This is a genomic window from Vibrio chagasii, from assembly GCA_041879415.1.
Classification (GTDB): Bacteria; Pseudomonadota; Gammaproteobacteria; order Enterobacterales; family Vibrionaceae; genus Vibrio.
Window position 1 is genome coordinate 1021921 of sequence record CP090851.1, and the last position, 18902, is coordinate 1040822.

At 43.1% G+C, this 18902-nt stretch carries 19 protein-coding genes; 17 read left to right on the forward strand and 2 right to left on the reverse strand.

The window, feature by feature from the left end:
* Positions 1-216: 216 nt before the first annotated feature.
* Positions 217-1686 (forward strand): transporter substrate-binding domain-containing protein, encoded by a 1470-nt coding sequence (locus L0991_04495; GenBank protein ID XGB63329.1) that lies wholly within the window; start codon positions 217-219, stop codon positions 1684-1686.
* Positions 1687-1796: 110 nt separating this feature from the next.
* Here the strand turns inward: L0991_04495 and L0991_04500 are convergent, their stop codons facing one another.
* Positions 1797-2339: a DUF3332 domain-containing protein gene (locus tag L0991_04500; protein XGB63330.1), complete on the reverse strand. Its 543-nt coding sequence runs from the start codon at positions 2337-2339 to the stop codon at positions 1797-1799.
* Positions 2340-2651: 312 nt separating this feature from the next.
* Between L0991_04500 and L0991_04505 the strand changes: the two genes are divergently transcribed.
* From L0991_04505 to L0991_04550, 10 genes are all read left to right on the forward strand, one after another.
* A complete protein-coding gene (locus L0991_04505) occupies positions 2652-3557 on the forward strand; it encodes a LysR family transcriptional regulator (GenBank protein XGB63331.1) in 906 nt (301 codons plus the stop codon).
* Positions 3558-3701: 144 nt separating this feature from the next.
* Positions 3702-3947 (forward strand): hypothetical protein, encoded by a 246-nt coding sequence (locus tag L0991_04510; GenBank protein XGB63332.1) that lies wholly within the window; start codon positions 3702-3704, stop codon positions 3945-3947.
* Between the two features lie 180 nt (positions 3948-4127).
* Positions 4128-4625: a 2-amino-4-hydroxy-6-hydroxymethyldihydropteridine diphosphokinase gene (folK, locus tag L0991_04515; protein ID XGB63333.1), complete on the forward strand. Its 498-nt coding sequence runs from the start codon at positions 4128-4130 to the stop codon at positions 4623-4625.
* A gap of 109 nt (positions 4626-4734) precedes the next feature.
* Positions 4735-5112: a dihydroneopterin triphosphate 2'-epimerase gene (folX, locus tag L0991_04520; GenBank protein ID XGB63334.1), complete on the forward strand. Its 378-nt coding sequence runs from the start codon at positions 4735-4737 to the stop codon at positions 5110-5112.
* 11 nt (positions 5113-5123) lie between these two features.
* On the forward strand, positions 5124-5762 hold the full coding sequence (gene folE, locus L0991_04525; protein XGB63335.1) for a GTP cyclohydrolase I FolE: 639 nt from the start codon (positions 5124-5126) through the stop codon (positions 5760-5762).
* Entirely contained in the window at positions 5759-6475 is a 717-nt protein-coding gene (gene folM / locus L0991_04530; protein ID XGB63336.1) for a dihydromonapterin reductase, read from the forward strand. Before folE ends, folM begins: the two co-directional genes overlap by 4 nt.
* Positions 6476-6939: 464 nt before the next feature.
* Complete coding sequence (locus tag L0991_04535; protein ID XGB63337.1) at positions 6940-7290, forward strand: phasin family protein; 351 nt, start codon at positions 6940-6942, stop codon at positions 7288-7290.
* Between the two features lie 79 nt (positions 7291-7369).
* Positions 7370-9127 (forward strand): class I poly(R)-hydroxyalkanoic acid synthase, encoded by a 1758-nt coding sequence (phaC, locus tag L0991_04540; protein XGB63338.1) that lies wholly within the window; start codon positions 7370-7372, stop codon positions 9125-9127.
* Positions 9127-9525, forward strand: coding sequence for a MaoC family dehydratase (locus L0991_04545; protein ID XGB63339.1), 399 nt, complete (start codon positions 9127-9129; stop codon positions 9523-9525). The genes phaC and L0991_04545 overlap by 1 nt, the downstream gene beginning before the upstream one ends.
* Positions 9526-10192: 667 nt before the next feature.
* Positions 10193-11701: a DUF3360 domain-containing protein gene (locus L0991_04550; protein XGB63340.1), complete on the forward strand. Its 1509-nt coding sequence runs from the start codon at positions 10193-10195 to the stop codon at positions 11699-11701.
* A 164-nt stretch (positions 11702-11865) separates the two neighbouring features.
* On the opposite strand, the gene L0991_04555 is transcribed toward L0991_04550, so the two are convergent.
* Positions 11866-13689, reverse strand: coding sequence for a M4 family metallopeptidase (locus tag L0991_04555; protein ID XGB63341.1), 1824 nt, complete (start codon positions 13687-13689; stop codon positions 11866-11868).
* 585 nt (positions 13690-14274) lie between these two features.
* On the opposite strand from L0991_04555, the gene L0991_04560 reads away from it, so the two are divergent.
* From L0991_04560 to L0991_04585, 6 genes are all read left to right on the forward strand, one after another.
* Complete coding sequence (locus L0991_04560) at positions 14275-14751, forward strand: DUF2059 domain-containing protein (protein XGB63342.1); 477 nt, start codon at positions 14275-14277, stop codon at positions 14749-14751.
* A 254-nt stretch (positions 14752-15005) separates the two neighbouring features.
* Positions 15006-15896, forward strand: a complete 891-nt coding sequence (locus L0991_04565) for a hypothetical protein (protein ID XGB63343.1) — start codon at positions 15006-15008, stop codon at positions 15894-15896.
* A 56-nt stretch (positions 15897-15952) separates the two neighbouring features.
* On the forward strand, positions 15953-16786 hold the full coding sequence (locus L0991_04570; GenBank protein ID XGB63344.1) for an MBL fold metallo-hydrolase: 834 nt from the start codon (positions 15953-15955) through the stop codon (positions 16784-16786).
* Between the two features lie 141 nt (positions 16787-16927).
* The gene (locus L0991_04575; GenBank protein ID XGB63345.1) at positions 16928-17764 is read left to right on the forward strand and encodes a DUF3626 domain-containing protein; all 837 of its coding nucleotides are present in this window, start codon (positions 16928-16930) and stop codon (positions 17762-17764) included.
* Positions 17765-17863: 99 nt separating this feature from the next.
* Positions 17864-18364: a hypothetical protein gene (locus L0991_04580; protein ID XGB63346.1), complete on the forward strand. Its 501-nt coding sequence runs from the start codon at positions 17864-17866 to the stop codon at positions 18362-18364.
* 55 nt (positions 18365-18419) lie between these two features.
* On the forward strand, positions 18420-18827 hold the full coding sequence (locus L0991_04585) for a GFA family protein (protein ID XGB63347.1): 408 nt from the start codon (positions 18420-18422) through the stop codon (positions 18825-18827).
* Positions 18828-18902 lie beyond the last annotated feature (75 nt).

Sequence of the window (18902 nt, forward strand, 5' to 3'; positions counted from 1 at the left end):
TTTCGGTATAATTCGACTCCCTTAATCACTAGCGCGATGAAATGATCTGATCGGCGCACTACGTTATTTTTAAGATCAATCCACTCCTCACTGAACAACGTTATGGCGACTTCCTCTCGTTAAATTGCTTCGCGTTAAACACTTCCTACATTGCACAAGTATTACTGAGGTTTTTGGCTTTATCGCATTAGAAATGGCGCTATAGGAATACTGCATATGACGAACTTTAAAGGCGCTTCACGCTTATCAAAGGCATTGATCTTTATATCTATTCTTTCTAAGTCCGCTTTCGGTTTAGAAGTGCCAGATAACGCCCTTGAATCCTATGTTGGTGATTTCTCGGCTTTGAAAGAGAAAGGCGTAGTACGTGTTTTAGTCTCTGGTGACATCGGTTTCTATCACATTGAAAACGGTAAGCCGAAAGGGATTTTGGCCGAGCAAATCTATTACTTTGATCAGGCACTTAAACTGAGTGATCCACTGCTGCGCGTTAAGGTGATTCCGGTAGAGCGAAGCGAATTACTTGAAGCGTTAAATCAAGGGCGGGGCGATATTGCTATCGCGAACCTTACAGTAACCGAAGAGCGTCAAAGGCTGGTGGATTTCAGCATGCCCATTCGCCGCGATATCGATGAGGTGTTAGTCACAAGCCTATCTAAGCCTTCAATCAGCAATGTCACACAACTACAGGGTAAAGAAGTGTGGCTTAAGCAGGATTCTAGCTACATCAGTAGCGTTCAAAAATTGAATCAACAGTTTGAGAAAAAGGGCATGGAACCCATCTATATTCACTTACTCAACGCGAACCTCCAAGACCTTGAACTCCTTGAGCTGATTAAGAGTGAGAAGATCACAGCAACCATTGTCGACAGCCATAAGTTGGAATTGTGGGACAGTTTAGAGAAGGGCATTAAGATCCATGAGGCAATCACCTTTAGAGAAGATGCAGATATCGCGTGGGCCATTCGTAAGAATAGTCCTCAACTGAAAGCCCAAATAGACCAGTATTTGCAAGAATCGAAACAGGGCACGTTACTCGGGAACGTGATTGATAATCGCTATTTAGACAGCGTTTCATGGATGAGTCGCGCCTCTAACCCACAGCAAAACCGACAACGAGATAAACTAGAAGCTCTGTTTGTCTCGTATGGTGAGAAGTACGATATCGACTGGTTCATTCTTCTAGCGATGGCTTTTCAAGAATCAGGGCTCGACCACTCGAAAGTGTCGCACCGTGGTGCCGTGGGTATTATGCAAGTGATGCCTAAAACGGCGCGGGATTGGTATGTGGATATTGATAATGTGCACGATTTAGAAAGTAACATCCATGCTGGAAGCAAGTATTTACGCTTTATTCATGACAGGTACTTTGATAAGCCTGAAATAGCTGACATCGATAAGATTTACTTTAGCTTAGCTGCCTATAATGCTGGACCAGCAAAAATACGAAGAATGCGAAAATTAGCGGCGCAGCAAGGGTATAACCCGAATAAATGGTTTAATCACGTTGAGGTTGTCGCAAGAGAGAACATAAGCCAAGAACCAGTAAAGTATGTCGCTAATATAAGTCGTTATTTTACGATTTATCAGCGCCTAGATGAATTTCAAGACACGCGAGAAGAGCAGTTAGGTAATATGACAAGGCAATTGAATATCAAGCGACTGTCTGACTACTTTGCTTATTAACAAGTGCCTGATTAATATAATGAGTCAAAAAAAGGGGTAGCGTTCTGCTACCCCTTTTCGTGTTATAAGCACTGACAATTGCTAGTTATTTTTAATCACTCAATATGAGCTTATGATTGCTCCGCAGAAGCCATGTACATCTGCATCTCTTCTAAACTGGTTTTTGCGATAACTTGGTTATCAAGAGAGTAGTGGACTTCATCGCCAAAACGGTGACCAGTTAGTGTTGCACGCGTGCCGTCGTTGTACGTGAGTTCGATAGCAACTTCATCTTGATTGATAACTTTCATCTCACTGTGATCAATGACGTGCTTAGCCAATGGGTCGATAGGCGCGTCGGTTAAGCTTTCATCTAATTGGTCGTTAATGTCGATGTAAGTATCAACTTTAGTATCAAAAATGTGCGGCTTTTTGTTGATTGGGTTTTTGCCTGTCCAGAATTCTAGTGAGTTAAACACAATGTAATCGGCAGCAACCGTGATACCGTAGGCAGGGGCTAGAAGCATGTTTAAGCCACCACGAGCATAACGGTTATCAACGGCTTTTACGTTGAATTCCATCAATTTGCCCGTTACGGCATTACTACCTACACAACCAAATAAGGTGACAAGGCTCGCTGATATAATTATCGGTTTTACAAATCGGTTCATCATTCTTTATTTCTATAGACGTATATTAAGGAGCCGATGATTATGTCAAAGTCATCAATCTTCTAGTATAAAGCGTCGCCTATACTAGATATCAGAAAAACCTATATCTTTATATAAACCAAAGAACTAGCGCCGTTATTTGCATAATTTACCGTTCATATTGGTGGTGGGCTAAGCCATATTCGTTAGAAGGTTTTAACAAAGCTCTGTCATAACCCTAACTGAAGTATGGAATTAGGTTGTGATAATAACGAGTCAGTTAAACGAAATTACTTTCTACGTTTATTCATTTAAATGACTGCCTGAAGAGCCCGAATGAAACGATTTAACCTAAACCTCATCTATTACTTTATTGCGATATATGAAGAAGGAAACTTAACGTACGCAGCAGAAAGGCTCAATATATCTCAGCCTAGCCTCAGCGCTCATTTAAAGCAGCTTCGAGATGAATATCGTGATCTGCTGTTCGTAAGAAAGTCGTACACGCTTGAGCCGACACCAGTCGCTAATGATTTGTATCCTGTCTTTAAGCAAGCACATAAGCTTGTCTCTCATTCATTGCCTGAAACGCATGATTTTGAACCGAAAGAGTGCAGTTACACATTTAGAATTGCGGCGATGAGCATTTCAAGCAGTGTGATCTTGCCTCAAATATTAGATAGGATTCAGGAAGAAGCTCCAGAGTGCGTTATCGAAGTCGTGAATATCAAAGAGGATATGGCGACTGACATTCGAGAAAAGAAGATCGATCTTGTGGTCGATTTAACCAACGCGCATCCAACCTTGTTGAGCCAGGAAATTTGGGGCGACGAGCTGTGTATGGTCTGCAGCCAAAACCATTCTCAGATCAGCGATCAAGTGACTCTTGAACAGTACCTTTCAGCAAAGCATGTCATGCTCACACACGATAACTATCGAGTGAATCAGTTAACTGAATTTCACAGTCCGATCTTTGCGGATCGTAAAGTGGCAAGAAAGCTTAATTCCATCGCAGACTTCTCAGACACCATCTACAACAGTGATTGGATAGCTACTTTCCCCAAAGGTGTCGCAAACGCCTATTTTGATAAAGATAAAATTAAGCTTCTAGAGCTTCCTTTTGAATACATCAAGCCTTCACTCAGTGTTTATTGGCACAGCAATCGTAATGATGACATCGTCAATCAATGGTTAAGAGAGTTGTTTACTAGCGAAGTTTTAACCTTGAGCTCCGAAATATAAGATAACGCCCAGTTATGTGAGTAGACGTCTTGGTCATTCGATCCGTTCTTCATGTATAAAGTGCCTTATGGTACAAATGACAGCATGAATAATGCTGGTGGCTTTTGCTACATAGACTTCCAATTTAAATGAAAAGACTGACTTATGAATTTTGATATCCAAGCACTGAAACACCACCAATTGGTCGAAGATGGTCAACTAGAAGGGTGTTACATTCATCAGCCAGCTCAAGGTAGCCAGCAAAACGACCAAGCAGTATTGGCAGAGCGCCAAGCGCTAGAAAACATGGGTTACAAGGTTGTGCAAGTTAAGGCGAAAGGTGGAACAACAACGTTCGCAGAGGCGATGCAAAAGCTAGCCAAGAAGACTGGACATCAGTCAAACAGTTAAGTGAGTAATACTTGTCGTTTAGCGTGTCGTCGCTCTCAACCGGGCGATGATGCACTGCAGTTAAGGGTGTAGGCCAACTTTCGACAAAACCTTTATAAGTATCGCTCCGACATTAAACGACATATAGCTGATCTTCAAAGCGAGTAGGACGTATAGGCTACTTAAAAAGGAAGAAATACTATGGCCAACGTCTATGTCAGCATCGGAAGCAACATCAATCGCGAACACCACATCACGGAATCTCTCAAAGCGTTGAACCATCGCTTTGCTCCACTGCAAATTTCTCAGTTTTACGATTGCGAGCCAGTCGGTTTTGAAGGAGACAACTTCCTCAATCTCGTTGTGGGGTTTGAATGTGATCTTCCTATCGCAGAGTTGTCTAAAACGCTTCATCAAATCGAATCTGATAACGGTCGCCAACGCGAGTCTAAAGAGTATGCAGCACGAACCATGGATATCGATATCCTTCTTTACGGCGATCAAGTGGGCATTATCGACGGGGTAGAATTACCCAGAGGTGAAATCACCGAGTACGCTTTCGTGCTTCGTCCGTTAGTCGACCTTGCCGCGAATGCTCACCATCCCGTCCTAAACATCTCGTACCAACAACTTTGGAATAACTTTGACCAGTCGAGTCAGAAAACCAATTCAATCCCTTTCGAGCTCAGTCTCACGTAATGCCTTCAGAGCTGTCAAAAACCGCAGGCTCTTATAATCAGGCCTTTATTTGATCTTTTCTTAAAACAAGCACGTACCTGATATCACTTTCGACGGAATGGAAACTGTTATGAACCACAACGCCATTATTACCATCACAAACCTCAGACTACGAACCTTCATCGGCTTCAACGAGGAAGAGAAAACCAAGCAGCAAGATATTGTTATAAACGCAGAGATTCATTATCCAGCTAATAACCTGTGCCTCTCTGATGACGTCGACAATGCCCTTAATTACAAAAACATCTGCAAGAAGATCATCCATCATGTCGAGTCTGGAAGATTTCTGCTTTTAGAAAAGCTAACTAGCGACGTACTTGGAATTTGCATTGATCATCCATGGGTTCGGTACGCTCAAGTGAGAATTGATAAACCTCACGCGCTGCGTTTTGCCGACTCCGTTTCGCTCACGCTGAGCTATGAAGCAGACCAAGATAATAACTTCTAAGGAGCGCTCCAATGTTGAGTACAGAAGCAGAACAAGTAAGAACAGCTCTACTGGCGAGAGGGCTTGAAACTCCGATGACCGCGAGTGAAATGAACAGCGACCAAAAATACAATCGTATCAAGGGACTGTTAACGGAAGTGGTAAGCACGTTGGGTTTGGATCTGACCGACGACAGCGTTGCAGAAACGCCGCACCGCATCGCAAAGATGTACGTACATGAGATATTCTCGGGACTGGATTACAACAACTTTCCAAAAATCAGCGTGATAGAGAACAAGATGTCGGTTGATGAGATGGTTAAGGTGTCGGACATCGACTTAACCTCCACATGTGAGCATCACTTCATTACTATCGACGGTTTGGCTCAAGTGGCCTACATTCCGGAATCTAAGATACTTGGCCTGTCGAAAATAAACAGAATTGTACGATTCTTCGCGCAACGCCCGCAAGTTCAAGAGCGCTTAACCCAACAGATTCTGATTGCCATCCAGACTCTCGTAGAAACAGAAAATGTAGCAGTAACTATTAAAGCGACGCATTACTGCGTGAAGTCTCGAGGCGTTATGGATGCTAACTCTGAAACGACGACAACGGCGCTCGGTGGCATTTTCAAAACTAACCCTCAAACTAGAGCTGAGTTTTTACGATGAGTGAGACGATTCTGATAACTGGAGTAGGGAAGCGATTAGGGTTCGCACTGGCTCAGCAACTCCTAGCTGATGGGTACCAAGTGATTGGTACCTTTCGTAGCGAATATCCTCAGTTGCAACAGCTGCGTGATAAGGGGGCAGATCTACAGTACGTCGATTTTTACCAGCAAAGCAGCGTAGAGGACTTTCTGCATTATGTAGGGCAAGAGTATAGAGCACTTCGAGCCATCGTTCATAATGCCTCTGATTGGAAGCCAGAGAATAAGAAAGACCCGAGCGAGAACGCTTCAGAAATTATGAATCAGATGATGGCAGTTCACGTCGGCGTACCATACCTTATCAATCTGTCGCTCAAAGACCTGCTGATGTCTGGCGATCAAACCTCAGATATCATCCACATCAGTGACTATGTCGCCGAAAAAGGCAGTAAAAAACATATCGCTTACGCGGCAAGCAAAGCTGCGCTTAATAACTTAACGCTTTCATTTTCGGCGATGCTGGCTCCCAACGTGAAAGTAAACACTGTCTCACCAGCTATGATCAAATTCAATGATCATGATGACGAGGCGTATAAGGCTAAAGCTCTGCAAAAAGCTTTGATTCCGGCGGAAGCGGGTTTTGAGGAAGTGATTGATGGCATCAAGTATGTACTGGCCAGTCGTTACATGACAGGAAGAACATTGCATCTTGATGGCGGCAGGCATCTAAAGTGAGTTCTTGTCGTTAACATTGAGCTCTTCCTTGGGTGAAAAGCCCGTTTTATTCTGAATATGAACTCTCCCGCTCTGGTTACAAAATTCTAGCTTGAGTATTCATGTTTAGCAGCCTATTTGGTTTGTTCTGTCCTGAACAACCTCATTCAATCTCACGCAACAAAGTGACTAATCTCACATTTCTGTCAATTCATCTCCTGAATTGAGCAGGTTGTATTAAACGCAGTTCATATTGAGTTCGCTTTGAACCCACTTACCTATTTAGGGTGATGAGCATCCGAACCGAAAATTCAAACAAATGTTTAAATTAATGGATTTATGGAGCGATTTATCGGGCATTTAACGGGATGACTTTCACTTTGATCTTGATCAATATGTTAACTGTTGCGCAACAAATTTAAATCAAATTTGCATAGGAAGCGCACATTTACTTCTTCGATCTGCTCAGTACAAGGAATGAAATTATGTCTACTCAGGAAACATTTAAGGCTTTCACATCGCAGCTAGAGTCTGTAACTAACCCGTTCTACAACTTCAATCAACTAGTGACTAAGAATATAGAGACACTGACCAAGATTCAGCTTGATAGCCTTCAGGCTTATAGCGCGCTAGGTAATGAGTCTTTGCAGAGCTTAGCTTCGTTAAAGCAGCCACAAGATATTCCAGCTTATGGTTCAAAACAGATGGAAGTGGCGAGTAAGATCTCACAGCAACTCATGGAAGATAGCCAAAAGCTGACTCAACTTGGTCAAGACTTTAAATCTGCCGCTGACGAGCTTACTGCCTCTGCGGTAAAGACCGCGAAAAGTGCTTAGTTTATTGTTTGTCGGTTGATGGCGGAGCGTAACGTCTAGCACGCCATCTCTCAGCATCACTTCTAACAAGGATGTCAGAATGGAAAATAAATCGCCCTTTGAAGGTATGATGAACCTCATGTCCCAATACGGACAAGCCTGGATGGACAATCTAGGGCAGCCAACACAATCAACATTGATGAAAACCCAATCGGAAGATTTTACTAAGTGGGTTGGCTCAATGACTCAGAACCCAACCAATATGGTTGAGCAACAGATGAATTGGTGGGCGCAGCAAGTTAATCTACTTAACGATTGTATCCTCGGCACTCAAGAACAAATCAAAGAGACGGATCGTCGTTTTCGTGACCCTTCATGGAATGACACGCCACTGTATCGTTACATCAAAGAGAGTTACAAACTTGCTTGTGACAACATTCAACAATCAGTTGAGAACGCAGATGGACTGGACGATGAAACCAAAGCTCGACTTTCATTTTTCACTCGACAATATTTGAATGCGATGTCGCCAAGCAACTTCGTTTCGACCAACCCAGAGATACTCAAGCTGACTATGGAGAGCAAGGGTGAAAACCTGATCCAGGGGATGAAGCAATTCCGTCAGGACTTAGAACAAAGTGCTGACATGCTGAATATTCGAATGACGGATAAAAACCAGTTCAAACTGGGGGAGAATATTGCCTCAACGCCTGGAAAAATCGTCTTTCAAAATGACATGTTTGAGCTGATTCAATATAAGCCGACCACAGAACAAGTCTATAAACGTCCGACGCTGATCGTACCGCCGTTCGTCAACAAATATTACATTATGGATGTCAATCCAGAGACCTCCTATGTGAAGTGGTTGGTCAGCCAAGGCCACACAGTATTCATGATCTCTTGGGTGAACCCTAATGCTCATATGCGAGACGTCGATTTTGGCAACTACGTGACTCAAGGCGTGCTACCTGCACTTGATGCCATTGAAAGTGTCACAGGCGAGCGAGAAGTTAACGGTATCGGTTACTGCATCGGTGGCACCACTTTAGTCGCAGCCATGGCTTACCTTTCTGGCAAACGTCGTAAACAGAGAATTAAATCGGTCACTCTGCTGACTACAATCCTCGACTTCCAAAAGCCAGGTGAGTTAGGGGTCTTCATCAATGATCCGATCATTAGCAGTATTGAAGCACAAAACAACCAACGTGGTTATATGGATGGCCGCCAAATGGCCGTGTCATTCAGCTTACTTCGTGAAAACAGCCTGTATTGGAATTACTACATTTCCAATTATCTGAAAGGGGAGAGCCCGATGGCATTCGACCTCCTTTATTGGAACTGTGACAACACCAACGTGACTGCTGCGACCCATAACCAGCTGCTACGTCAGTGCTATCTTGAGAATCGACTAGCCAAAGGTGAATTGGTGATCGATGGTGTGGCGATTGATTTAGGTAAAGTAAAGTCGCCGGCTTACTTTCTCTCTGCTATTGATGATCATATCGCGCTATGGGACGGCAACTTTGAAGGCACAAAACTGCTAGGTGGAGACAATAAATTTGTACTTACCGAGAGCGGCCATATTGCAGGGCCTATGAACCATGCCGATTCCAATAAATATGGTTTTTGGACCAATGATGATAACGACCAAACACCACCTCAGTGGCTTGCCAGCGCCGACAAGCACCATGGCTCGTGGTGGTCGCATTGGCAAAGCTGGGTTGATGAGCGCAATTTCTCCGAAATGATTGAAGCTCGTGAGCTAGAAGGGGAACTGGATGCGCCAGGTGAATACGTGAAGCAGCGTATTCAAGATGTCATCGCTCAAGAAAATGAAATGGAAAAGGAGTCCGCATAATGAAGCCAGAAATCGGCCAGACTGCCACCATAGAAAAGACGTTAGATAAGCAAACAGTAGTAGCCTTTGCCAGCGTCTCGGAAGACTACAACCCAATCCATTTAGATGAAGATTTCGCTAAAACCACGCAATTTGAGCGTCCAATCGTGCATGGTATGTTGGCATCGAGCCTTATCTCTGGCTTGTTGGCTTCTAAAGTGCCGGGCGCAGGCAGCATTTACTTGGGGCAATCCTTGAAGTTTCTTCGTCCTATTTTTGTTGGCGAAACTGTCACAGCCAAGGTGGAAGTGATCAGCGTGCGTGAAGACAAACCTATCGCTGTGATATCTACTCAAGTATTGAGCGCGAATGGTGAAGTCGCCGTCGATGGTGAAGCGACAGTGATGTACTCTGTTTAACCACAAAGCCATAAACGGCAGCCAATATTTACTACAAACCAAAGGCAATAACGCGAGCAGCGGATGTGCTATCAGGTTTCTTCAATAAATAATTCAATCCTAATGTGCGTTTTAGTGTTTGGTGCTAAAACGCCATTGTCTAAAATATAAATTCCCTTCGTGTTTATCTAGCCTAGTGTATTAGCTTATCCATTAGTCTAGTTGTCTTGTCATCCCTTTAGATAACCACTCAGCCTATTTTTGAACGTTATTTAGTCTTTATTGACGTAGTTTGTTTATAAATAGGTCGAACTTCCTTACCTATAGCTGTTCAGCGAGTCTACGTACGCTACGACTAATGTCTAACGACCAACGTCTGTTTGTTCGTATGTGCTTGGTATAGAGTATTAATCACTGAATTATAAAGACTATTTTTTAGTGAGGTAACGGTATCTTATGTTTATTGAACAGTCCTTTATATAAATAAATGCCCCTACATTTGGCTTTTAGATGTTCACTTAGAAACGGGCGGTCTTCAGTTTTAATAGTGATTTTGACCTGTCAATAATTTGGATATGCCGAGTTGGTTATGGGGGATATATAAATGACGCTGCATCAAACATCGTACCGTGACTAAATAACGTTTGTTGGAACAACGCACCTTAGAGTGTGAAAGAAAGGAATCAAAATGAGCAGTACTTTAGAGTCCGTACATATAAGAACAGATAAACCTCAAGCCAATGAGGATGAGCTCTCTTACGAACAACAACATAAACCAAGCTCTGAGTTTGACTCACGTGAACAGTATTTAGAGCACGAGTTGCAAATTATGTCGCCAAAGCGATGGCGTCCGAATTTGCCCTTTAAAGATTATCGATTTGAGATAGAAGACACCATCCCAGCGATGGCTGCGACCATTGGTAAGGTTGTTATGGTTGGTGCTATTGCCGCAACTTTCGCTGGTGCTCTTGGGCTAAATGAAGACTTCATTCTAGAAAACGTGCGTTATGAGCTCCTCATCGCCTCTGTTTTCATCATTCTTTTCTCTGGCTTTCTACTGCCAACAGCTAACCTCGCAGGTACCCATGGCCCACTTATTCCATTAATCCCTATTGTGGTTGCTGCTGGAGGCCACCCAATGGCCTTTGGCTTGCTGATTGGTGCGTTTGGCTTGCTGTTAGCCATCAGTAAAGGCGGCAGTATGTTGGCTAACCTCACCAGTAAAGGCGTGTGTGGGGGACTGTTACTTTACCTTGGTTTTGTGGGAACCGCTTCTCAAGTGAAGAAGCTGTTCGCTTGGGCGGACGGAATCGGCATGAGCCACATCGCTTTCGTCGTGATCTTCTGCACCATTATCTTGTACGCACTATTGGAGCACTTCCGTAAGCGTTGGTTAGCTGTGCCTCTTAGCTGCTTACTGGGTGGTACGATTGCATTTGCTATGGGTGCGCCATTTGCTTTCCACACTGAGCCAGGCTTACCTAACATGCACCCTATGTATTGGTGGGGAGAAGATACAGGTTGGATGCTAGGCCTACCGTCGATCGAACACTTCATGGTAGTACTGCCATTCGCGATTCTAGCGGTAGCGATGTGGTCTCCAGATTTCCTAGGGCATCAAGTATTCCAAAAAATCAGCTATCCAGAGCGTACCGAAAAAGTACATATGAATATTGATGACACCATGACCACAGCTTCAATTCGTCAGACGTTCGGCTCTTTGCTCGGTGGTACTAACTTTACTTCTTCATGGGGTACTTACATCGTACCGGCTGCGATTGCTAAGCGTCCGATTCCTGCTGGTGCTCTGCTGACGGCTCTGTTCTGTATCATAGCCGCTGTTTGGGGCTATCCAATGGATTTAGCTATCTGGCAACCAGTGCTTTGTGTTGCACTTATTGTTGGGGTCTTTGTACCATTGCTAGAAGCTGGAATGGAGATGACACGTGAAGGGAAGACCACCCAGTCGGCAGCGATCGTTGTATTTTCTTCAGCACTTGTTAACCCAGCATTTGGTTGGTCTCTAACCATGCTGTTAGACAACTTAGGCTTAGTTGGATGTAAAGAGCGTAGTGGCGAGCTGAGTAAAATGAGCCGTTGGGTGTTGCCTGGCATTATGTTCATTGTACTAACAAGCGTGATGGCGTTGGTTGGCCTTCTACCTGGCATACCGGCCATTATCCCAAGCTTTCGTTAAGCTCTAAGCGAGGGAGCTGATTTATTGTGTTTCTCGCTTATCTAGTACTATTGCATAGCCCTTAAACAATGAAAACCTCCGTTCACGTATAGCGTAATCGGAGGTTTTTTGTATTAGTCGCCTATAAGCAATTAACTATGTGTCAGCAATCGAAGTGCATAGGCTTAATCTAGGCGCAAAGTCACTCCAGAGTAATTTGTGTACCCGCGAAGTAACACGTGATAGGTAACGCCCGGCTGAGCGTTAACACTGCATTGCTCGTTATTACCGGTACGATAAGGGCGGCAATCATAACTTGAAGTGCTTGGCTTACTGCCTGCTTTTACATACAGATCTGCATCGCCAGTTCCGCCAGATATTGCCACCGTTACGCTTGATGCAGAATCTACGGAGAATGTGTAGAAGCTTTCAGAATATTTGTTGCCACTTAGGTTCGCGATAGGCGTCCCTTTGGTGAGTACATTGTCACCCGGAATGGTAGGGCCGCAGCTTGCGTTGACGCCAACACTATTAAACGCATCTTCCACATCGGCAACCGTGTAACCCATATCTGCAGCTGCTTTAGCTACGCCACATGCGCCGGCATCAAAGGTACTGTTTGCAGTCCAATACAGTTGGTTGGCGACGGTGAATATTTCGAAACCTTTGCGTACATCCCAGCCTGATTTGTTGGCTAAAAGGTAAAATGCTCGGTTATAAACACCGCTCGACAAGTGAACGTTTAAACCATCGTAGTAATCAGAGGCGTGATCGATTGAACGTCCATCTTTTGAAGGCTGATCAAAGTAACGCAATCCACCTTCTGATTTGAAGATATCACTACCAACAATCCAATCAACATTTCCACGCAGATAGTATTCAGCCGCTTCGCCTGCGATATCGGAGAAGGCCTCGTTCATACCGCCTGACATGTTTCTGTAGACCAGACCTGAGTTTTGTTCAGTGAAACCATGGCTTACCTCATGCGCACTGACGTTGATGTCGACTAATGGGTAGAAGGTATTTTTGCCGTCACCAAAAGTCATGGATGAGCCATTCCAGAAGGCATTCTCATAGTCGGTACTGTAGTGAACACGCATAGTGAGTTGGAACGATAGAGGTGATGTGTTCATCCACTCTTTGTACATATCAAAGACGACGTTTCCGAAATAATGCGCATCGTTAAGGGGAGAGTAGGCGCCATTCACGTATTTATGATCTGTGTAGTTGGCGTCGTCGCTACAGTTGTAACTGTAGGCTGAACTACCAGACGTTCTGTTATTTAAGTCGACCGTTTTCACTGCGTCGTTTTCTAACGTACATGTGGTTCCGGTTTTATCAATCGAGAACCCCGGAAAGTCAGTGCCATATTCATATCGATTGGTTTTGCTGTTACCACCAGGTCCGGTTCCCACAGCTTTGGCGTGATTTAAGCCGTTCCATTTTTGAAGGACTTCCCCCGTCATGGCGTCAATAAAGAAGAAAGGACGTTCTGGGTAATTGGAAGCGACAAAGAAGTCGACCAAATACGCCATTTGAGCAGTTTGATTCTCATCGAGTCTCACAACCAACTTAGCATTTTTGTTTTCAATCGACTTTTTGCCCACGGTAAACGAACGGTGGGAGGACAATGCGGCTTCGATGGCTTGTTCTTTATTTAATTTAGGCGCGATGCTTGAGAGATCATCGCTGATCCCTTGTGCCATCGAACCAAATATTTGAAAAGGCTGATTTTTAGATAGGGTGGCGACAACTGATGTATTAAAGACAGGTACACCGAAGTGGGTTTGTTGGTAGCGTACTTTGGTTTTCCCATTGGGCAATACCACCCGTTTAACTTCAGAAAAACCTAATTCAAGTGGGGCAACACTCTTCGACTGTGCGACGAGGCTTTGTTGTAGCAATGTATCATTTTCGATTCTGACCATTTCTGCTGCGTGTGCAGTAAAGCCGAAAGACGTACCAAGAATGGCTGCTATTTTCCAGCTTAGTTGATGTTGTTGGTTCATTTCTTGTTCCTGATTTTATATAAACTCCTTCTTCCCAACGGCTAAATAGGAAGTCTATATGCAACACATAAATGCCATGTGTTGCGAATCAAGATTGGAAGAGCATATCGACTTGTGACAAGTTTTTTTGAGAGATTCATTTTTAGTGTATGTAATTCAAAGTTTACAAAAACTCTTATTGATCAAATTGTTTTTATTGGGGGTGTTTCTATTATTGTTGTAATTATATGAAGTGAAAGATGTTATTAAATTTTGACTTGTTTCAATCATGCTAAAGTGTTTTTCAACTTGTTGAACAGGTTTTCTTATTTGCAATATTAACAACAAGGCCTGTGGCTATAACTATTGTAGATATAGTAATTAAAATATGTATCGCAAAATTTAATGACGTATTTGTAATTAAGCCTTGCGTTGGTAGGGTAATCTATGACTTGAATTGCAAAATTAAGCTATTTTTGCGTAACCCCTTGTTATAAATGTTAATTAAAGTAATTTGTTCGCCGGATATAATGGATAATGTCTCATTTACTCCAATAACTAATAGTAAATATACAGAATTAAGTTCTAAAAATTAAAGGGAACCATATGTTTAAGGTCTTTAGTCTATTTTTATCAATTTTCATTTTTTCAGTTGCTCAAGCAAATGAAACCGTCGAATTTGAAACCGCGCAAAAGCTGTTGACCGTCATTGAAGTGGATAAGCAAATGTTAGGCGGCTTTGAGGCTATGTTGCCAATCGTTAACCAGTTAGCTAATAAACTCAAGCTGAATGCTCAAGAGACAGAAGAACTTAAAGGGATTTACAGAGATTGGTTTGAGAATGATATGGACAGAGTAAAAATGCGCATTGAAATGGCAAAGCTGTATTCAAATCATTTCACGATGTCAGAGATGAAACAGATAATTGACTTTTATGGTACACCTGTTGGAAAGAAACTTATTCAACAGTCGCCTGAGCTTGCAAAGCTTGGAGCGCAAATTGGCATGGAAGAAGCTCAAAATAAGCAACATTTGCTAATTGAAAAGCTGACTCCTTTTATGGAGGAGCACAGCAGCGAGTGATTAATTTCTAGAAAGCAGTTAGACCCGGTATGAAGTAGCTGTTAACTGAAGCCCGTAATACGACCTCTAATCGGCTATTTGCTCGTATCAAGTAAAAACCAAATTGCTCTTGAGTAAGCTGACGAATTAAGTCGCCGATATAAATCTCTTTTGGTTGAATCGTAATGCATGGCACTCTACTGTGCATTACGGCAAATGTACTCTCCGTATAATATGATTTATTAATTTCTAAGCTTCGGTTTCACGGAGGAAACATGACAAGCGACCAACTATTGGAAAAGGCACTTTATAGCAGTGCCAGTATCCATCAACCTCATTCTTTAAAAGCTTATTTGGCGGCAAATTATCTGAATGCTTATTTCGCTAAATCAGACAATGTCTGGCTTAAAACGAGTGAGCTGATAAACCAAACTGAGATTGAAGTTTTAGGTGAGTACTCTGCAACGGTGCAGGCGTCAAAGTTCTCAGATTTTCGTATTCACAGGATATTGGAAAACGGGGTATACCCAGCTGCGTATGCCGCTCTAATGCAGTGGTATGAGAATAAGGGCTTTGAAGATATCTTCTCTTATTACGTTTCGCAGGCTTCTCAAACCAGCGAATACCTTTCCCACAATGTGACTATCTTATTGGCGCTGAATCGTGTTTACCGTGAGTTAGAGCCGTCTCAAGTTCCAGCATTCCTTAACCGCTTTACCGAATTTGTCACATCGACCCGTTCTGATGACGACCGAAGCACTGACACAAGTGAAGTTGTAGATCTCGATAAGGTATTACAAGCATGCTTCAAACAGTTTGGTTTCTTTGGGCACAACCTCATTACGCTTACGTGGATATTGCGTTGCAAGGAAGAGCTGTCGAAAGAGCAATATGACTCGATACTTTCTAATCTCTATCGACAGGCCAATAGCCCATTGGAAGATCCAGACGATGAAATTGATCAAGCTATCTGGGCGCAGTGTGAAAGCTCAGATAATTCAGATGAGCTCTATGGCAACGTACACCGATTGGTTTTTGGGTATACGTCGAATCTACACCAGATAACCCTAGCGGATGCATTGTGTTTTCTTCACGAACGATTCCCTGAGCATACAGCAGAGCTAAAATGTGTCGCAGAGTATCAGTGTCGTTTGTTAGATCAGTAAATTTAATTAGGATATTGCAGCTAACATTATGCAATGTCAGCAATCTAGGAAAGGAAATGAAAAAGTTACTTATTGGCTTATTTATACTGGTTTCGACCAGTGTAATAGCGTCTGAAAATGTTCCGGAAATGTCGCTTAAAAACGGCTATGTGGAGCCTTTCCAAATGTTCGATAACGTATATTACGTTGGAGACCGGTGGGTTTCGTCTTATGCGGTAGAGACTACAAAGGGATTAGTTCTTATTGATACACTCGATTTCCCTTATTCGATGTGGATCCCCACCAATTTAGAAAAGCTTGGGTTACAAGATAAGGCCATCACGCACATTTTAGTGACTCACGGTCATTCTGATCATGCTGGTGGAGCGCAATATCTTCAATCTGAATATGACTCAAAAGTTGTGATGACGCAGAAGGGTTATGAATTAGCCATTGCTCAAGCCAACAAAAGCAGCGGTAAGAATACCTTTTTGCCTCCCGAGGTAGACTTATTTGTGCAAGACAGTAGCAGCCTTAGCGTTGGTGAAGCCGAGTTTAAGTTTTACCTTACACCCGGCCACACGGAAGGGGACTATTCAATAGATCTTATGGTGAAGGACAAGGGTATATCACATCGCGCATTTGTAGTTGGCGGACACAGTATTAACGCACGAGATCCTAAGCTAGCGAAGCAGTTTTTCGAGAGTATGGACAGAGTCCGAGAGATTGCTTTGCAGCCGCCAGTTGTGAGTGTGAATCTGTCTAATCATCCACATAAGAATCATCTATTTGCTAATCGTGAGAAACGAAATGTCGATGGTTCGAATAACCCGTTTATTAGCGAGAGCAATTTTTTCCGCTTTCTTGAACAGCAGGAAGCGTTAGCGCGGGAAAAGCTCGACCAAGCTTAGGTAAGATAAGTCCTTTCTCTATACATGTTTATCATAGTCAGATAGAGCTTTGTGTTTGTAATTTAATGATTTAAGTTAATGGTCAGCGTCACACATTCTTGACTAATGGCGCGCTAATCTTTCTCAAACATAGGAGATTTCATGGCTGACAACGCAGTAGAGCAAGCAATCAAAAACATCCGATTGAAATCACAAGGCACGGATTGTTTAACGAGTTGCGCGGTGACGATCAACTTTCATCCCGATCGTTACACGTCTGACAATAAACCTTTGCTCGAAGCGATGGCTGAAGATGGTTGTTTGAAGTCTCAATTTGAAACAGGTACCAGTAATGGTGGTATGACGGCTTATCTAGGTGGTGACCGTTGGTTATGGGAAAAGCGAGTGTTTGACGGTGCGTATGATGATGCTCCGAATACGCTTAGGCCGAAATATGGTGCATTGAACTACCGAAATTACGAAACAGGTGCGTCACCTCGTTTTGGATCCTGCTACTTCCAAATGAAAGCGGAGATCTTGGAACGAACCACGTTCTGCTATCCCGACAGCTTCTTTGAGCCAGATGACTTCGCCGTTTCTAGCCGTGTGCAGGCATTAGTTGATAAAGCATTGTCATCGAATGTCGATTTTCTTGATGATTATATTGAGGCACATGTTCATGGGGTTATCTCTCTGAAAGACGATATTGAATGCCTTGTATTAGACCCTATTTACCGCTCGTCGATTATTGAAGAACGTGCGGTGAAATTGGGCGTTCCGATAAAGTGGCATAATGGCTACGAGTTAAGCATAGAAGAGATGAGCCGCTACCCAGATTATCGTGGTCAGTCGTTTATAGAGCTCGCAAAAAAGTTAGCGGTAAACGGCAAGATCAATGCGAAAATACTGGGGTTAGCCGTGACAGAGCTAGGTTATGACCAACAAGACGTAAAGAAGGTCTGGCATTACTTGGCTCGGTTTGGTTATCAATCAGAATAAATCTCTAATAGCATCAGTGGGCTCTTCTGAGATTTTGACCCCAACGCCCCCGCATTTAGTGGAAAACCGCATGCAAAATATAATCGGTAGGACTTTAAAATGAGTGAGATTGCTCGCTTTATCTCTGGTGAAGTGCCAGACAAATTTGGTCGTAATATTGAACAGTTGTTAGCTTATAATCACTTTTGGTTGGAGCACGATCACAAGTATATTCAAGTATTTTTCCCTATCGATGAAGGGACTAAATTTAATCAACATGCACCGTTGGTTACTCAGGAAGATAGGGCAGTTTTTGCGAACTCAGAAGAACTTCGTACAGCTCATCTACAAGTGCTTGATCTGATGCTTGAGTTTTGGGGCATGCAGCGAGACGAAAGTGAGATATCGTCATTGTTGCCACTTAGCCCAGCCAACCATGTATGGTTGAAGAGTCACGACCACAACCAACTTCGACTGACACGGGCTATTCGCAGTTTATATTTATTAGGCAATGAAGAGATTGCGACTAACTTATGTGACTTCTTGATCGCAGCAGCGAATGAAACTGGTTCTGTGTCTGATAAAACGGTGCAATATTGGCGTAATGCGTTAAATGGTTAGAAGCCCGCAATAGCCAGTGGGTTAACACACTGTAGGAAAGGGAAGGAGACTCAGGATGAGTGCAGTTTTTAAAGGTTCGTGTTTGTGTGGCAGTGTTCGTTTTTCTGTTGAAGGGTTCAGCGAAAAAGTAGCAAATTGTCATTGTTCAATGTGCCGAAAATTTCATGGCGCCGCTTTCGGGACGTTAGTTGGTGTACAAGGCTTGAACTGGCTTTCTGGTAAAGATCGACTGAAAGAGTTTGTCGCATCAAACGGCACAACACGAACATTCTGCTCCAACTGTGGATCAAGCCTTGGTTTCAGGGGGCAAGGTGAACCTCTTGAAAATATCGACTTGGCGATATCAACGTTCGATGTCGATATTCCTGTCACAATTGATGCTCAGATTTATACAAAATACAAAGCGAACTGGTGTGAATTACAGGCCGAGTTAAGCGTTTTTCCAGAAGGGCGCTCAACCTAAGGTGCAGAATCCGTTAGCCGGTTGAACATAGATTAAACTGCAATCTGTGTTATACATCAAAGTTGATATTATTTT

Bases quoted from the DNA above. Each gene is read 5' to 3' on its own strand.
- L0991_04495 (XGB63329.1), top strand. From the start codon at position 217: ATGACGAACTTTAAAGGCGCTTCACGCTTATCAAAGGCATTGATCTTT.
- L0991_04500 (XGB63330.1), bottom strand. From the start codon at position 2,339: ATGATGAACCGATTTGTAAAACCGATAATTATATCAGCGAGCCTTGTC.
- L0991_04505 (XGB63331.1), top strand. From the start codon at position 2,652: ATGAAACGATTTAACCTAAACCTCATCTATTACTTTATTGCGATATAT.
- L0991_04510 (XGB63332.1), top strand. From the start codon at position 3,702: ATGAATTTTGATATCCAAGCACTGAAACACCACCAATTGGTCGAAGAT.
- folK (XGB63333.1), top strand. From the start codon at position 4,128: ATGGCCAACGTCTATGTCAGCATCGGAAGCAACATCAATCGCGAACAC.
- folX (XGB63334.1), top strand. From the start codon at position 4,735: ATGAACCACAACGCCATTATTACCATCACAAACCTCAGACTACGAACC.
- folE (XGB63335.1), top strand. From the start codon at position 5,124: ATGTTGAGTACAGAAGCAGAACAAGTAAGAACAGCTCTACTGGCGAGA.
- folM (XGB63336.1), top strand. From the start codon at position 5,759: ATGAGTGAGACGATTCTGATAACTGGAGTAGGGAAGCGATTAGGGTTC.
- L0991_04535 (XGB63337.1), top strand. From the start codon at position 6,940: ATGTCTACTCAGGAAACATTTAAGGCTTTCACATCGCAGCTAGAGTCT.
- phaC (XGB63338.1), top strand. From the start codon at position 7,370: ATGGAAAATAAATCGCCCTTTGAAGGTATGATGAACCTCATGTCCCAA.
- L0991_04545 (XGB63339.1), top strand. From the start codon at position 9,127: ATGAAGCCAGAAATCGGCCAGACTGCCACCATAGAAAAGACGTTAGAT.
- L0991_04550 (XGB63340.1), top strand. From the start codon at position 10,193: ATGAGCAGTACTTTAGAGTCCGTACATATAAGAACAGATAAACCTCAA.
- L0991_04555 (XGB63341.1), bottom strand. From the start codon at position 13,689: ATGAACCAACAACATCAACTAAGCTGGAAAATAGCAGCCATTCTTGGT.
- L0991_04560 (XGB63342.1), top strand. From the start codon at position 14,275: ATGTTTAAGGTCTTTAGTCTATTTTTATCAATTTTCATTTTTTCAGTT.
- L0991_04565 (XGB63343.1), top strand. From the start codon at position 15,006: ATGACAAGCGACCAACTATTGGAAAAGGCACTTTATAGCAGTGCCAGT.
- L0991_04570 (XGB63344.1), top strand. From the start codon at position 15,953: ATGAAAAAGTTACTTATTGGCTTATTTATACTGGTTTCGACCAGTGTA.
- L0991_04575 (XGB63345.1), top strand. From the start codon at position 16,928: ATGGCTGACAACGCAGTAGAGCAAGCAATCAAAAACATCCGATTGAAA.
- L0991_04580 (XGB63346.1), top strand. From the start codon at position 17,864: ATGAGTGAGATTGCTCGCTTTATCTCTGGTGAAGTGCCAGACAAATTT.
- L0991_04585 (XGB63347.1), top strand. From the start codon at position 18,420: ATGAGTGCAGTTTTTAAAGGTTCGTGTTTGTGTGGCAGTGTTCGTTTT.